This is a genomic window from Janthinobacterium sp. MP5059B, assembly GCF_001758645.1.
GTDB classification, from domain to species: domain Bacteria; phylum Pseudomonadota; class Gammaproteobacteria; order Burkholderiales; family Burkholderiaceae_D; genus Janthinobacterium; species Janthinobacterium lividum.
Window position 1 is genome coordinate 60,873 of the sequence record NZ_LRHX01000020.1, and the last position, 14,486, is coordinate 75,358.

General features: G+C 61.8%; 12 protein-coding genes. 11 read left to right on the plus strand and 1 reads right to left on the minus strand.

Annotation, left to right across the window (positions count from 1 at the left end):
- Positions 1-14 precede the first annotated feature (14 nt).
- From rlmD to JAB1_RS24185, 5 genes are all read left to right on the plus strand, one after another.
- Complete coding sequence (gene rlmD / locus JAB1_RS24165) at positions 15-1,358, plus strand: 23S rRNA (uracil(1939)-C(5))-methyltransferase RlmD (RefSeq protein ID WP_070282092.1); 1,344 nt, start codon at positions 15-17, stop codon at positions 1,356-1,358.
- A 396-nt stretch (positions 1,359-1,754) separates the two neighbouring features.
- Positions 1,755-3,698, plus strand: a complete 1,944-nt coding sequence (locus tag JAB1_RS24170) for a glycosyl hydrolase family 18 protein (protein ID WP_275527777.1) — start codon at positions 1,755-1,757, stop codon at positions 3,696-3,698.
- A gap of 78 nt (positions 3,699-3,776) precedes the next feature.
- Entirely contained in the window at positions 3,777-4,823 is a 1,047-nt protein-coding gene (locus tag JAB1_RS24175) for a cupin-like domain-containing protein (protein WP_080753777.1), read from the plus strand.
- 287 nt (positions 4,824-5,110) lie between these two features.
- Entirely contained in the window at positions 5,111-6,256 is a 1,146-nt protein-coding gene (cfa, locus tag JAB1_RS24180; protein ID WP_139144675.1) for a cyclopropane fatty acyl phospholipid synthase, read from the plus strand.
- A gap of 28 nt (positions 6,257-6,284) precedes the next feature.
- A complete protein-coding gene (locus tag JAB1_RS24185) occupies positions 6,285-7,130 on the plus strand; it encodes a LysR family transcriptional regulator (RefSeq protein ID WP_070282093.1) in 846 nt (281 codons plus the stop codon).
- Between the two features lie 160 nt (positions 7,131-7,290).
- Here the strand turns inward: JAB1_RS24185 and JAB1_RS24190 are convergent, their stop codons facing one another.
- Positions 7,291-7,977, minus strand: a complete 687-nt coding sequence (locus tag JAB1_RS24190) for a Bax inhibitor-1/YccA family protein (protein ID WP_034752039.1) — start codon at positions 7,975-7,977, stop codon at positions 7,291-7,293.
- A gap of 221 nt (positions 7,978-8,198) precedes the next feature.
- On the opposite strand from JAB1_RS24190, the gene ndk reads away from it, so the two are divergent.
- From ndk to hisS, 6 genes are all read left to right on the plus strand, one after another.
- Positions 8,199-8,615 carry a nucleoside-diphosphate kinase gene (gene ndk / locus JAB1_RS24195; RefSeq protein ID WP_034752036.1) on the plus strand — a complete coding sequence of 139 codons (417 nt, stop codon included), beginning with the start codon at positions 8,199-8,201 and terminating at the stop codon, positions 8,613-8,615.
- A 125-nt stretch (positions 8,616-8,740) separates the two neighbouring features.
- Positions 8,741-9,916: a 23S rRNA (adenine(2503)-C(2))-methyltransferase RlmN gene (gene rlmN / locus JAB1_RS24200; protein WP_034752035.1), complete on the plus strand. Its 1,176-nt coding sequence runs from the start codon at positions 8,741-8,743 to the stop codon at positions 9,914-9,916.
- A gap of 11 nt (positions 9,917-9,927) precedes the next feature.
- Positions 9,928-10,704 (plus strand): type IV pilus biogenesis/stability protein PilW, encoded by a 777-nt coding sequence (pilW, locus tag JAB1_RS24205; RefSeq protein ID WP_254672245.1) that lies wholly within the window; start codon positions 9,928-9,930, stop codon positions 10,702-10,704.
- A gap of 82 nt (positions 10,705-10,786) precedes the next feature.
- A complete protein-coding gene (locus tag JAB1_RS24210; RefSeq protein ID WP_343216002.1) occupies positions 10,787-11,695 on the plus strand; it encodes a helix-turn-helix domain-containing protein in 909 nt (302 codons plus the stop codon).
- Between the two features lie 38 nt (positions 11,696-11,733).
- Positions 11,734-13,008, plus strand: coding sequence for a flavodoxin-dependent (E)-4-hydroxy-3-methylbut-2-enyl-diphosphate synthase (gene ispG, locus JAB1_RS24215; protein WP_034789045.1), 1,275 nt, complete (start codon positions 11,734-11,736; stop codon positions 13,006-13,008).
- 83 nt (positions 13,009-13,091) lie between these two features.
- The gene (gene hisS, locus JAB1_RS24220) at positions 13,092-14,453 is read left to right on the plus strand and encodes a histidine--tRNA ligase (RefSeq protein WP_034789042.1); all 1,362 of its coding nucleotides are present in this window, start codon (positions 13,092-13,094) and stop codon (positions 14,451-14,453) included.
- The last annotated feature ends 33 nt before the right edge of the window (positions 14,454-14,486 follow it).

Consider the following 14,486-nt stretch of genomic DNA (forward strand, 5'->3'; position numbering starts at 1 on the left):
ACCTATTGATCGCTATGCAAGAAAATATCATCGAAATCAAATCGCTCGACATGGACGCCCGTGGCGTTGGCCATATTGAGAACGAAGACGGCTCGCCGGGCAAGGTTGTGTTTGTCGAAGGCGCATTGCCGGGCGAGCGCGTCAGCTTTGTGACGTTCAAGAAAAAGAAGAACTGGGAAATGGCCCGCATGACGGCGCTGCACCGCGAATCGTCGATGCGCGTGACGCCCAAGTGCAAGCATTTCGACAATTGCGGCGGCTGCTCGATGCAGCATCTGGAGCCGTCGGCGCAGGTGGCGATCAAGCAGCGCGTGCTGGAAGACAACTTGTGGCATATCGGCAAGGTGCGTCCGCAAAGCATCATGCGCCCCATGTATGGCCCGACCTGGGGCTACCGCTACCGCGCGCGCCTGTCCGTGCGCCACGTCAAGAAGAAGGACGCCGTGCTGGTGGGCTTCCATGAAAAGAAATCGGCTTTCGTGGCCGACATGGATAGCTGCGAGATCTTGCCGCCACACATCTCGGCCATGCTGCTGCCGCTGCGCGGATTGATTGCTTCGCTGTCGATCTTCGACCAGATGCCGCAGATCGAACTGGCCGTGGGCGAAGACGTGACCGCCATGGTCTTGCGCATCATGGCGCCGTTGACGGCGGACGATGAAACGAAACTGAAGGCCTTTGCCGACGAGTACGGCGTGCAATGGTGGCTGCAAGTCAAGGGCCCGGAAACGGCCGTGCCGTTCTATCCGCTGGACAAGCAATTGCATTACCTGCTGCCGGAATTCGGCGTCAAGATGCCGTTCAAGCCCGTCGATTTCACGCAGGTGAACCACCACATCAATCGCGTGCTGGTGTCGAAAGCCTTGCGTTTGCTGGAAGTGCAGCCGACAGACCGCGTGGCCGACCTGTTCTGCGGCCTGGGCAATTTCACCTTGCCGCTGGCCACGCAGGGCAGCGAGGTGGTTGGTATCGAAGGCAGTACCACCCTGACGGAGCGGGCGCTGGAAAACGCGCTGGCCAATGGCCTGGCGGAAAAAACCTCGTTCTCGACGCGCAACCTGTTCGAAGTGACGACGGACGACCTGATCGCGCTGGGCAAGTTCGACCGCATCCTCGTCGACCCGCCGCGCGATGGCGCCATGGCCCTGTGCCAGGCACTGGTCGGCCTGTCGCAAGTGCGTCCGGACCTGCTGCCGAAACGCATCGTGTATGTGTCGTGCAGCCCGTCCACCCTGGCGCGTGACGCCGGCATCCTGGCGCTGGAAGCCGGTTATGTGCTGAGCAAGGCGGGCGTGGTGAACATGTTCCCGCATACTTCCCACGTGGAATCGATGGCGGTCTTTGATTTGCCTCAATAAGTAGTGCCGCGCGGCGGGTGGCCAGGCAGGCACCCGCCGCTGCCGCGTTCAGCGGCGCCGCGAGCTCCCCCAATACCACTTACAGCGTGTTATAAAACTGGTCTGTCTTTTCCCGATCCAGCGTCTTTTTACATCCTTCCTCTGCCGTTTTTTCATTGTCCAGTAGGACAACACGCCATTTGCCTCCGCCGCTGCGCTTCTTGCGCAAAGTGGTATTGCCCACTTCGAGGCCACTTCAAAACCACTTGACCGCCTATTTTTTCAGCAGCATGCTGTTCTTGCAACTGCAAAAAACAAAATCACAGGGTAGCTCTTCATTGAAGCAAAGTGGTATTTCCGCAAACCTGAACAGGAGACAACGTGGAAAATTTAATACTCAAAAAAACGATCAGGAACATGATGGTATGTCTGGCCAGCGGTGGCGTGCTGGCGGCATGCGGCGGTGGTGGCGGTGACGCCGGCGCGCCGGCTGGGTCGCAATTGCTGGCGGCCAGTACCGTGGTCGCTTGCGTGCCGTGGCAAGAGGGCGGCACGTATAACGCGGGCACGGTGGTCACCTACCTGGGCGCCAACTACACGGCCCTGGTGACGCAGACGGATCACGTGGGCTCGGGTTGGAATCCCGTTTCCACGCCGAGCCTGTGGAGTGCCGGCGGCACCTGCGACGGTGGCACCACGCCGACTCCCACCCCAACGCCGACTCCAACTCCCACGCCAACCCCGACACCGGCGCCTACGCCGAACCCGACGCCCACTCCGACACCAACGCCAACCGGCGGCACCTGCGCGCTGGCGTGGGTGGCCGGCACGGCTTACAGCGCGGGCGCCACCGTCAGTTATGCGGGCACGAATTACCGCGCCAACTACTGGACGCAGGGCGACAATCCGTCGACCAGCAGCGGCGCCGCCGGCACGGGCAAGCCGTGGACCAGTCTGGAGATCTGCAGTACCACGCCGACACCGACACCGACACCTACTCCAACCCCGACGCCTACTCCAACACCGACACCAACGCCGACACCGACGCCGACACCGACGCCGACTCCAACTCCAACACCTACCCCAACGCCAACGGGCCGCGAAGTCGGCTCCTATTTTGCGCAGTGGGGCGTGTATGGCCGCGACTATGAAGTGGCGAACGTGCACACGAGTGGCGTGGCCGACAAGCTGACTTTCATCAACTATGCCTTCGGCAACATCTATCCGAAAAACGGCGGCTATGAATGCGCCATGATCACCAAGACGGAGCCGGGTGCGACGAATCCGAATTCGCCGGACGCGGGCACGGGCGGCGATGCCGAGGCCGACTACATCCGCACGCCGAAGCGCACCGTCGATGGCCAGGCGATTCCTTGGGATGCACCGTTGTCGGGCAACTTCCTGCAGCTGAGAAAACTCAAGGCGGCGCACCCGAACCTGAAATTGTTCATCTCGCTGGGCGGCTGGAGCTGGTCGAAGAACTTCTCCGTCGGTTCGGCCACCGATGCGCTGCGCAAGCAGATGGTGCGTTCCTGCATCGATATCTACATCAAGGGTAACCTGCCGGTGCAGGGCGGTCGCGGTGGCGTGGGCGCGGCGGCCAACATCTTTGACGGCATCGACATCGACTGGGAATATCCGGTCGGCGGCGGCCAGCCGTACAACACTGTCAGCCCCAACGACAAGCGCAACTTCACCTTGCTGATGGCGGAATTCCGCAGCCAGCTCGATGCGCTCGGTGCAGCCAACGGCAAGCGCTACCTGTTGACGGCCGCTGTCGGTGCCGGCAAGGACAAGATCGACAACACGGAGCCGGCCCTGTACTCGCAGTACATGGATTGGATCAACCTGATGACCTACGACTTCCACGGCGGCTGGGAAAACAGCACCAACTTCAACGCCCAGCTGTTTGCCGACCCTGCCGATCCGTCGACGGGCATGGCGCGTGAATACGTGGGTGACAAGGCGGTGCAGTACATGATTGCCGCCGGCGTGCCGCGCGACAAGCTGCTGCTGGGCATACCGTTCTATGGCCGCGGCTGGACGGGCGTGGCGCCGGGGCCGAATGGCGATGGCCTGTACCAGGCGGCCACGGGCACGGCGCCGGGCACGTACGAGTCGGGCATCGAGGACTATAAAATCCTCGTGGCCAAGGCTGGCACGCGCTACTACCATCCCGTGACCAAGCAGCTGTACCTGTACACGGGGGCGGGCGGCCAGTGGTGGAGCTATGATGACCCGACCGTCATCGGCACCAAGGTGAAATATGTGAAGGACCAGGGCTTGCGTGGCGCGTTCTCGTGGGAACTCGATGGCGACGCGAATGGCGTGCTGGCAACCGAGGTGTGGAAGGTGCGGTAATACTGCGCTAGAGTAGGAGGCGGCCGGGCGGCATACGCTGCCCGGCCGCTTGTTCACATAAAAAACAGGAGACGGGCGATGGCGGCGGTATCGACATTCGGAATCAAGCAGAAAGAACAGCAGCCGGAACAGGAGCTGAGCCGCGAATGGCGCAGCTGGATCGCGGAAAACCTCATGCTGGGCAGCCACCCGTCGGCGCTGATGCCGGTGCTGCAAAAGGCGGGCATTACGGAGCCCCTGGCGCGCCGCGAAGTGGAGCTGGCGCTGCAGAGTCCCTACCTGGCCGGCGCCGTGCGCCTGTCGAACCGGCTGGCCAAGCGCGACTGGGTGATCGACATCCAGCGCAAGCTGAACCAGTTGCGTCCACCCGAGATTCCCCGCCGCGAGAAACTGACGGCGCACGAGTTCCTGACGGAGTTCTATTCCACCAACCAGCCCGTGATCATCACGGGCATGATGGACGACTGGCCCGCCATGGCCAAGTGGAGCCCGGCCTATTTCCGCGAGCATTACGCGCAGCGCGAAGTGGAAGTGCAGTTCGGCCGCGAGGCGGATGCGCAGTACGAAATGAACAGCGTGGCCCACAAGCGCAAGATGGCGTTTGGCGAGTACGCCAGTCTGGTCGAGGGCAGCGGCGCGACCAACGATTTCTACATGACGGCGAATAACAATTCGCAGAACCGGCAGGCGCTGCGCGAGCTGTGGGACGATATCGGCCAGCTGCCCGAATACCTGGAGCAGAGTGGCGGCCCCACGGGTTTTTTATGGTTTGGCCCGGCCGGCACGGTGACGCCATTCCACCACGACCTGACGAACAACTTCATGGCGCAGGTACAAGGGCGCAAGCGGCTGCGCATCATGGCCGCCTGCGAGGTGGCGCGGGTGTACAACCAGCGCCACTGTTTTACGCCCGTCGACGGGCGCGATATCGACCTGCAGCGCTATCCGCTGATGGCGGACGTGCAGGTGCGCGAATGCGTGCTGGCGCCGGGCGAGATACTGTTCCTGCCCGTCGGCTGCTGGCATTTCGTCGAAGCGCTCGACATATCGATGACGGTGGCGTTTACCAACTTCAAATGGGATAACGATTTTTACAGCAAGTATCCGCCGAATCACGACTTTTGATCGTGGGGCTAAGCTGCCGCGAACAGCCGCCGTACAGGCGGCTTTTTTCATGCTTCAGAGCGTTTCGTGCAAAAAATATTTCCATGAAAAAATTGATTCAAATCATTTCACAGCAAATATTTTGATATGAATGGCCATGATGTTTCATTATCCAGATGGCGATGGCGGGCGGATAATTTTATGGCTGGCGCGGCGCCGGGCCGCGGAGTGGACTTGCCGGCGCGCCAGCACCGACAACCATCTGGAGGCGGCAGGGCATGAACACGCAGCACACGACACAAGCATCTATGCAGTTGCAGCACACATCGAAAGTCACGCTGGACACGCGGCTGACGCGCGAAGCGGCCGAATTGCTGGCGAAGGCCGACATCCATTTGAATGGCCGCGCCGCCTGGGACATGCAGCTGCGCAAACCGGGCGTACCGGAGCGCGCCTTCGCCAGCGGCAACCTGGGCCTCGGCGAAGCGTACATGGATGGCGACTGGGACGCGAACCAGCTTGATGAATTCTTTTGCCATTTGCTGCGCGCCAGAGTGGCCGACGACGTGCGCCCCATGCGTCTGGCCTTCCATGCGCTGACTGCGCGCCTGTTCAACCTGCAGACGGAGCGCCGCGCCTGGATGGTGGGCAAGGAGCACTACGACCTGGGCAATGCCTTCTATGCGGCCATGCTCGATCCGCGCATGACGTATACCTGCGGCTACTGGAAGGATGCCGGCAACCTGGCCGAGGCGCAGGAAGCCAAGCTCGATCTGATCTGCCGCAAGCTGCGCCTGGAACCGGGCATGCGCGTGCTCGATATCGGTTGCGGCTGGGGCAGCTTCATGCGCTATGCGGCGGAGAAATACCAGGTGCGGTGCGTGGGCGTGACGATCTCGAAGGAGCAGGCAGCGTATGCGCGCGGCATGCCGGGTGGCGAGCACCTGGACTTCCGCCTGCAGGACTACCGCGACACGGATGAAAAATTCGACCGCATCGTCAGCATCGGCATGTTCGAGCACGTGGGGCGCAAGAACCACCGCACCTTCATGGAAGTGGCGCACCGCTGCCTGGAAGACGACGGTCTGTTCCTGCTGCACACGATCGGCAAGAACAAGCGCCATTCCACGTGCGATCCGTGGATCGACAAATACATCTTCCCGAATGGCGACTTGCCGTCGCTCGGCCAGATCGGCGACGCCATCGATGATCTGTTCGTGGCCGAGGACTTGCATAACTTCGGCGCCGACTACGACAAGACCCTGATGGCCTGGCATGCGAATTTCGAGCAGGCGTGGCCGCGCTTTGCCGCCCAGCTGGGCGAGCGCTTCCACCGCATGTGGTCCTACTATCTGCTGTCCTGCGCCGGCGCCTTCCGCGCGCGCGACCTGCAGCTGTGGCAATGGGTGCTGGCCAAGCAGGGCGTGCTGGGCGGCTACGAGCGTGTCAGTTGAGATGTGCGGCAACTGATATGATGGATTGATGGATATCAATCAAGCGCGTACTTTCCTGGAAGTGGCGTCCTGCGGCAGTTTCATCATGGCCGCTGAACGCATGCACGTGACGCAGACGGCCGTCAGCGCCCGCATCCGCTCGCTGGAGCAGCAACTGGGGCGCCAGCTGTTCGTGCGCAACAAGGCGGGCGCGCGCCTGACGTCGGCCGGCGAGCGCTTCATGCGCCATGCGGCCACCATGGTGCAGGTGTGGGAGCGGGCGCGCCACCAGGTGGCCTTGCCGCCGGGGCGCGACGACGCCGTCAGCATCGGCTGCGAGCTGAGCCTGTGGCAGCCGCTGCTCGGCGACTGGCTGATACGCATGAGCCGCGACTGTCCCCAGATCGCCTTGCGCGCGGAAGTCGACAGCCCCGCGCGCCTGCTCGACGCGGTGCATGACGGCTCGCTGGACCTGGCCGTGCTGTACAACCCGCCGCAGCGCCCGGGCCTGGCCAGCGAATTGCTGGCCGAGGAAAAGCTGGTGATGGTGACCACGCGCGCTGATGGGCAGATGCATGCCGACACGTATGTGTATGTGGACTGGGGCCCCAGCTTCGCGGCCAATCACCAGGCGGCCTACCCGGAGCTGAGCAGCCCGCCCGTCTCGATCTCGCTGGGGCCGCTGGCCCTCGTGTATCTGCTGGACGTGGGCGGTACCAGTTACTTTCGCATCGGCAGCGCGCAACCCTATCTCGATGCGGGGCTCTTGTTCCGCGTGCGCGACGCGCCCGAATTCTCGCATTCCGCCTACGCCGTCTACGCGGCCCAGCGCGACAACCCGACCCTGGACCGCGCCCGCGCCTGCCTGCTGGAGGTGGCGGAGAGGGGCAAATAGGTGCGACAGACGTAAAAAAGCCGACCCGAGGGTCGGCTTTCATTTTTAATGCGCATAAGCGCAGCGCATAAAACGTTCAGGGCAAGGCGCGGTGCCGAAGACAGTACGACTAGTACGGCGAGGCACTGCAACGCCGCCCTGGGCGTTTTTGCGTTAGCGCTTAGTCGCGGCTGCCGCCGGCGAAGCCCAGCAGGGACAACAGGCTGGTGAAGATGTTGTACACGTCCAGGTAGATGCGCAGGGTGGCCGAGATGTAGTTGGTCTCGCCGCCGTTGATGATTTGCTGCACGTCATACAGGATGTAGGCCGAGAAGATGGCGATGGCGACCATGGAGATCACGATCGACAGTGCCGACAGGCCCAGGAAAATGTTCGCTACCGATGCCAGGATCAGCACGATCACGCCGGCGAACAGCCATTTGCCCATGGCCGAGAAGTCGCGCTTCGAAACCGTGGCGATCGTGGCCATCACGGCCAGGATGGTGGCCGTGCCGCCGAATGCCGTCATGATCAGCATGCCGCCATTCGAGTAGCCGAGCGTGCGCGTCAGGATAGGCGTGAGCATCAGGCCCATGAAGAAGGTAAAGCCGAGCAGGACGGCGACGCCGAGGCCCGAGTTCTTGGTCTTCTCAATCGCGTACATGAAGCCGAAAGCGACGGCCATGAAGATGATGAAACCCATGCCGCCGGTCAGCATCGGCAAATGCATCTGCACGCCAATGAAGGCGCCCAGCACGGTCGGGATCATGGACAGCGCCAGCAGCCAGTAAGTGTTGCGCAAGACCTGATGGCGGACTTGCTGCATGCCCCCCGACAGGTCAAAGGTGCGTTGCATGTTCTGATTCATAGTGCCTCCGTGTTGTCAATTCAAATTACTGCTTTACCCAAGGATAGCATGAGGGCCGGAATTTGCCAAAAAAGCAGCTTAAGATTTCATTAAACGGGGGCAGGGCGGCAAGATGCCCCCTGCCTATCTGGGTGATATGGGGTGGAGTATGGTAAAATCAAAGGTTGATTGAGTTATCAATTTACCGTTTTAAACCTTACTTTTTATTGGAGTTTTCACACATGGCAATCGAACGCACCCTGTCGATCATCAAACCAGACGCAGTTGCAAAAAACGTAATCGGTCAAATCTACTCCCGTTTTGAAAACGCTGGCCTGAAAATCGTTGCAGCACGCATGACCCAACTGTCGCGCGAACAAGCTGAAGGCTTCTACGCAGCGCACAAAGAACGCGGCTTTTTCAAGGATCTGGTCGACTTCATGGTTTCCGGTCCAGTCATGATCCAAGCCCTGGAAGGCGAAAACGCCGTTCTGGCCCACCGTGACCTGATGGGCGCGACCGATCCGAAGAAAGCAGAAAAAGGCACGATCCGCGCCGATTTCGCCGATTCGATCGACGCTAACGCCGTACACGGTTCCGACGCTGTCGAAGCTGCTAAAGTGGAAATCGCTTACTTCTTCCCAGAACTGAAGGCTTAATTGCCTTAGATAACGTTATTTCCTGGCGTTATCTGTGAAATAACTTATCACCCCCTGTTCCCGCTGCGCTGTGGAGTTTTCGCTCCGGATGCGCGCGGGGACGGATTTTTAGAATAGACAAGATCATGAATACGACGACCCTCACCAACTTGCTGGACCTCGATCCCGCGCAACTCATCGCCTACTGCGCCGAGTTGGGAGAGAAACCGTTTCGTGCGAAACAATTGCAACGTTGGATACATCAGTTCGGCGCTTCCGATTTCGACGCCATGACGGATCTGGCCAAGTCGCTGCGCGACAAGCTGGCCACGCGCGCCGAAGTGCGCGCCCCGGCCATCATCAGCGACCACACGTCGACGGATGGCACGCGCAAGTGGCTGGTCGACGTGGGCAATGGCAATGCCGTGGAAACCGTGTTCATTCCGGAAGAAAACCGCGGCACCCTGTGCATCTCGACCCAGGCCGGCTGCGCCGTGAACTGCCGTTTCTGCTCGACGGGCAAGCAAGGCTTCAACCGCAACCTGTCCGTGGGCGAAATCATCGGCCAGCTGTGGATGGCGGAGTTCGAATTGCGCCGCACCAAGGGCATCGAACCGGGCCCGAAAGGCGAGCGCCAGATCACCAACGTGGTGATGATGGGCATGGGCGAGCCCCTGCTGAACTTTGAGCCGACCGTCACTGCCCTGAAATTGATGCTTGACGACAACGCCTACGGCCTGTCGCGCCGCCGCGTGACCCTGTCGACGTCGGGCGTGGTGCCGATGATGGACAAGCTGTCGCAGGAAGTGCCGGTGGCCCTGGCCGTCTCGCTGCACGCCTCGAACGACGCCTTGCGCGACGGGCTGATTCCACTGAACAAGAAGTATCCGCTGAAGGAATTGATGGCGGCCTGCAAGCGCTACCTGGAATTTGCCCCGCGCGACTTCATCACCTTCGAGTACTGCATGCTGGACGGCGTCAACGACAGCGACGAGCATGCGCGCGAACTGCTGGCGCTGGTGCAAGACCGCGAGTTCGGCGTGAACTGCAAGTTCAACCTGATCCCGTTCAATCCTTTCCCCGAGTCGGGCCTGTTCCGCTCGAAAAACCCGCGCATCAAGGCGTTTGCCCAGGTGCTCATGGATGGCGGCATCATCACCACCGTGCGCAAGACGCGCGGCGACGATATCGATGCGGCCTGCGGCCAGCTGGCCGGCGAAGTCAAGGACCGCACCCGGGTGCAGGAGCGCATGGAAAAGATGACTGAGTATCAACAGAAATTTGGCGCCAATTTCGGCAAGATCGTGGAGATCCGCTCCTGATGCGGGGAAGCATGGCTTATCCTGGCGTACTTGCCGTGGCTGTTGTCAGCCTGGGCGTGCTGCTGGCCGGCTGTGCTTCCACCGCAGACAAGGAGCAGGCTGCATCTGTCGAGCAGCGCGCCGCCTTGCGCTTGCAGTTGGCCAGCGCCTATTATATGCAAGACCAGTTTGTGGTGGCGTTGGCGGAAGCGGAGCAGGCGGTGCAGCTGGCACCGGGCAACGCCCAGGTGCGCGGCATGCGCGCCCTGATTTTTGCTGCTATGCGCCAACCCGTGGCTGCTGAAAAAGATTTTCTTTACGCATTGCGCCTTGCGCCCCACAATCCCGAGTTGAGCAATAATTATGGCCTGTTTCTGTGCCAGACCGGGCGCGCGGCGCAGTCGTTGGCGTATTTTGATGCCGCATTGCAAGATGTCACCTATGGCACGCCTGAACTGGCGCTGCATAATGCGGCGGCGTGCAGCCTGGTCATGAAAGATTACCCGCGCGCCGCCGGCTACTGGCTCAAGGCGGAGCGCATCGCACCTGGCGCGGCAATTACCTATGTCGGCCTGGTGCGCGTGTATTACCAACAGCAAGACTACCGGCAAGCGGCTCATTACCTTGAGCGGCTCGGTAAAGTAGCGACAATGGAGGGCCAGACGGCCGATGTGCTGTGGCTCGGGATCAAGGTGCAGCATAAGCTCGGGGATGCGGGTGCGGAAGCTGGCCTGGGGGCGCTGTTGCGCAACCACCATTCCGGCTCCCCCGAATATGCTGCTTATCAAAATGGGGCGTTTGATGAGTGAGACAGGGATACCAATGAATTCAGAGTGGGCAGAAACGCCTCAGCAGCAGCCCCAGGGCAATCTTGCGTTGGCAGGCGCACAGTTGAAAGCGCAGCGCGAAGCGCTGGGCTGGCCGGTGGAGCAGGTGGCCGACCAGCTCAAGCTGGCGCCGCGCCAGGTGATCGCGCTGGAAGAGGGCGACATGGCGGCTTTGCCGAATCTGGCCGTGGTGCGCGGTTTCGTGCGCGCCTACGCCAAGGTGGTGCGTCTCGACGCGGCGCCGCTGGTGGCCATGATCGAAGTCCATCCGGCGCCAGCGCAGCAGGACCCGGCCGCGCCCGTGCGGCGTGAAATTTCCGCCACGTTTTCCGAATCGCGCTTCCCGTCGATGACGCAGCGCTCGTCGAACCAGACTCCCCTCTGGATCGCCGGCGCCGTGGCTGTCGTCGTGGCGGCCGCCTTTGGCGCGTATAAACTCGGTTATGTGCCGGCCGGCCTGCTGTCCTCGCAGGCCGGGAAAGAAACGGCGCATGCGGAAGTGGGCCCCGTGGAAACGACCCTGATCAAGCCGGGCCAGGACTTGACGCCCGTGCAGTCGCCGTCCGTGCCCCTGATTTCCGTGCCGCCGCCGCCAGGCAACGATACGCAGACGGGCGCACCGGCCGCCGTCGCTTCGGCGCCGGCCGCTGCCGTAGTGCCGCCAGCCGCCGTGCCCGCGCCCGCTCCAGCGGCGACGCCTGCCGTCACGCCGCCCGCGGCTGCAGCTGCCGTGGGCGCGAATGCGCTGGTGCTGAAGGTCGAGCAGGATTCCTGGGTGGAAATCCGCCGCCCCGGCAGCACGCCGCTGATTTCGCGCATGGTCAAGGCGGGCAGCACGGAAACGTTCGATATCACGGGACCGGCCACCCTGGTGGTAGGCAAGCCGGGTGTCGTGCAGGCAACCTTGCGCGGCGCCAAGCTGGATCTGCCGACCGTTGCCGGCGGCACGATTTCTCGTGTCAGCATCAAATAATTGCAGTAACCGTTCAAGCAAACTCAGAAGATAATATTATGGCTACCTCGAAAACAGCGATCGGCTCCGGTCCATCTGGCCGTCGCGACAGCCGCAAGGTGCTGATCGCGCACGGCCAGCGCCAGATCTGGGTGGGCGGCGACGCCCCCGTGGTGGTGCAGTCGATGACGAACACGGATACGGCCGACGCCATCGGCACGGCGATCCAGATCAAGGAACTGGCGCGTGCCGGTTCGGAGCTGGTGCGCCTGACGGTGGACCGTCCTGAAGCGGCCGCAGCCGTGCCCTACATCCGCGAGCAGCTCGACAAGATGGACATCGACGTGCCGCTGGTGGGCGATTTTCACTATAACGGCCATACCCTGCTCAACGATTACCCCGATTGCGCACGCGCGCTGTCGAAGTACCGCATCAACCCGGGCAACGTGGGCAAGGGCGCCAAGCGCGATACGCAATTCGCGCAAATGATCGAGGCGGCTTGCCGCTACGACAAGCCGGTGCGCATCGGCGTGAACTGGGGCAGCCTGGACCAGGCCTTGCTGGCGCGCATCATGGATGAAAACGCGGGCCGCGCCGAACCGTGGCCGGCGCAAGCCGTCATGTATGAAGCGCTGGTGACGTCGGCGATTGAAAATGCCGTGCGCGCCGAAGAACTGGGTCTGGCGCGCGACAAGATCATTCTGTCGTGCAAGGTTTCGGGCGTGCAGGACCTGATCGCCGTGTACCGCGAACTGGCGCAGCGCTGCGACTATCCGCTGCACCTGGGTTTGACGGAAGCGGGCATGGGCAGCAAGGGCATCGTGGCGTCCACCGCGGCCCTGGCCGTGCTGCTGCAGGAAGGCATCGGCGACACCATCCGCATTTCGCTCACACCCGAACCGGGCGGCGACCGCACGCGCGAAGTCATCGTCGGCCAGGAAATCCTGCAAACCATGGGCTTGCGCAAGTTCGCGCCCATGGTCATCGCTTGCCCAGGCTGCGGCCGCACGACGTCGACCACCTTCCAGGAGCTGGCTGACAACATCCAGACGTATCTGCGCGAGCAGATGCCGGAATGGAAGAAATCGTATCCGGGCGTGGAAGCGATGAACGTGGCCGTGATGGGCTGCATCGTCAACGGCCCCGGCGAATCGAAGCATGCGAACATCGGCATCAGCCTGCCCGGCACGGGCGAGTCGCCTGCCGCGCCCGTGTTTGTCGACGGCGAAAAAGTCGTTACCCTGCGCGGCGAACGCATCGTCGAGGAATTCCAGGACATCGTCTTGAATTATGTTAAAAGCCATTATGGCAAGACCGCGCCGGTTGCCGCGTAATCGGTCGGGTAGGTCGGATTAGCGGGGCCGCCGAGGCGCGAAGCGCGTCATCCGACAATCAAGTTAAAGCAAAGAAGAACACTATGTCAGAAAATAAAAAAGCAGAAAAAATTACAGGCGTGAAGGGCATGAACGATGTCCTGCCAGCCGATGCCCCGCTGTGGGAATTGTTTGAAAACACGGCGCAATCCGTGCTGCAAAGCTATGGCTTCCAGCAAATCCGCACGCCGATCGTGGAAGAAACGAAATTGTTCGCGCGCGCCATCGGCGCCGTGACCGATATCGTGGAAAAGGAAATGTATTCGTTCACCGATTCGATGAACGGCGACAACCTGACCCTGCGTCCTGAAGGCACGGCCGGCGTGGTGCGCGCCGTGGTCGAGCACAACCTCGTCTACGAAGGCCCGAAACGCCTGTGGTACAAGGGCCAGATGTTCCGCCATGAGCGTCCGCAAAAGGGCCGCTACCGCCAGTTCCACCAGTTCGGCGTGGAAGCCATCGGTTTCACGGGCCCGGATATCGACGCCGAGATCATCATGCTGTCGCGCCGCCTGTGGGATGACCTGGGCCTGGAAGGCATCCGCCTGGAACTGAACTCGATCGGCGATGCGGCCGAGCGCCTGCGCCACCGCGCCGACCTGATCGCCTACCTGGAAAGCCACAGCGAGCTGCTCGACGAAGAAGCCAAGCGCCGCCTGCACAGCAATCCGCTGCGCATCCTCGACACCAAGAACCCTGCGATGCAGGACCTGGTCAATGGCGCGCCGAAGCTGCTGGACTACCTGGGCGAGGAATCGCTGGCCCACTTCCACGGCGTGCAGAAGATATTGAACCACAACAATATCCCGTTCACCATCAATCCACGTCTGGTGCGCGGCCTCGATTACTACAACCGCACGGTGTTCGAGTGGGTCAGCGACAAGCTGGGCGCGCAAGGCACGGTCTGCGCCGGTGGCCGCTATGACGGCATGGTGGAAATGTTCGGCGGCAAATCGACGCCCGCCGTCGGTTTTGGCATGGGCGTCGAACGCCTGGTATTGCTGATGAAAGACGCGGCCGAGCCCGAGCAGCCGGCCCAGTGCGACGTCTACCTGGTGCACCAGGGCGAGCAGGCAGGCTTGCAAGCTTTCGTGCTGGCCGAGCGGATTCGCGATGCGGGCCTGGACGTTGTGCTACATTGCGCAGCGAGCAACGGTGGCGGCAGCTTCAAGACGCAAATGAAAAAGGCCGACGCCAGCGGCGCGGCGTTTGCCGTGATCATGGGCGACGATGAAATCGCCAATAACGTCGCTACGGTGAAAGCCATGCGCGAAGCCGATGCCGGCGCGCAGCAGAACACGGTGCCGTTCGACGATGTCGTCGATTACGTGGTGGACCAGATCATCGGCGACCACGATTGCGGCCATGACCACGGTCCTGGCGGCCACGTGCATCACCACCATTGATTTGCAGTAAGACCGTACTACCCTCGATCAACT

Coding starts and splice junctions, on each gene's coding strand:
- cfa (WP_139144675.1), top strand. CDS start 5,111: ATGCAGTTGCAGCACACATCGAAAGTCACGCTGGACACGCGGCTGACG.
- rlmD (WP_070282092.1), top strand. CDS start 15: ATGCAAGAAAATATCATCGAAATCAAATCGCTCGACATGGACGCCCGT.
- JAB1_RS24185 (WP_070282093.1), top strand. CDS start 6,285: ATGGATATCAATCAAGCGCGTACTTTCCTGGAAGTGGCGTCCTGCGGC.
- hisS (WP_034789042.1), top strand. CDS start 13,092: ATGTCAGAAAATAAAAAAGCAGAAAAAATTACAGGCGTGAAGGGCATG.
- JAB1_RS24170 (WP_275527777.1), top strand. CDS start 1,755: ATGATGGTATGTCTGGCCAGCGGTGGCGTGCTGGCGGCATGCGGCGGT.
- JAB1_RS24190 (WP_034752039.1), bottom strand. CDS start 7,977: ATGAATCAGAACATGCAACGCACCTTTGACCTGTCGGGGGGCATGCAG.
- pilW (WP_254672245.1), top strand. CDS start 9,928: ATGGCTTATCCTGGCGTACTTGCCGTGGCTGTTGTCAGCCTGGGCGTG.
- ispG (WP_034789045.1), top strand. CDS start 11,734: ATGGCTACCTCGAAAACAGCGATCGGCTCCGGTCCATCTGGCCGTCGC.
- ndk (WP_034752036.1), top strand. CDS start 8,199: ATGGCAATCGAACGCACCCTGTCGATCATCAAACCAGACGCAGTTGCA.
- rlmN (WP_034752035.1), top strand. CDS start 8,741: ATGAATACGACGACCCTCACCAACTTGCTGGACCTCGATCCCGCGCAA.
- JAB1_RS24175 (WP_080753777.1), top strand. CDS start 3,777: ATGGCGGCGGTATCGACATTCGGAATCAAGCAGAAAGAACAGCAGCCG.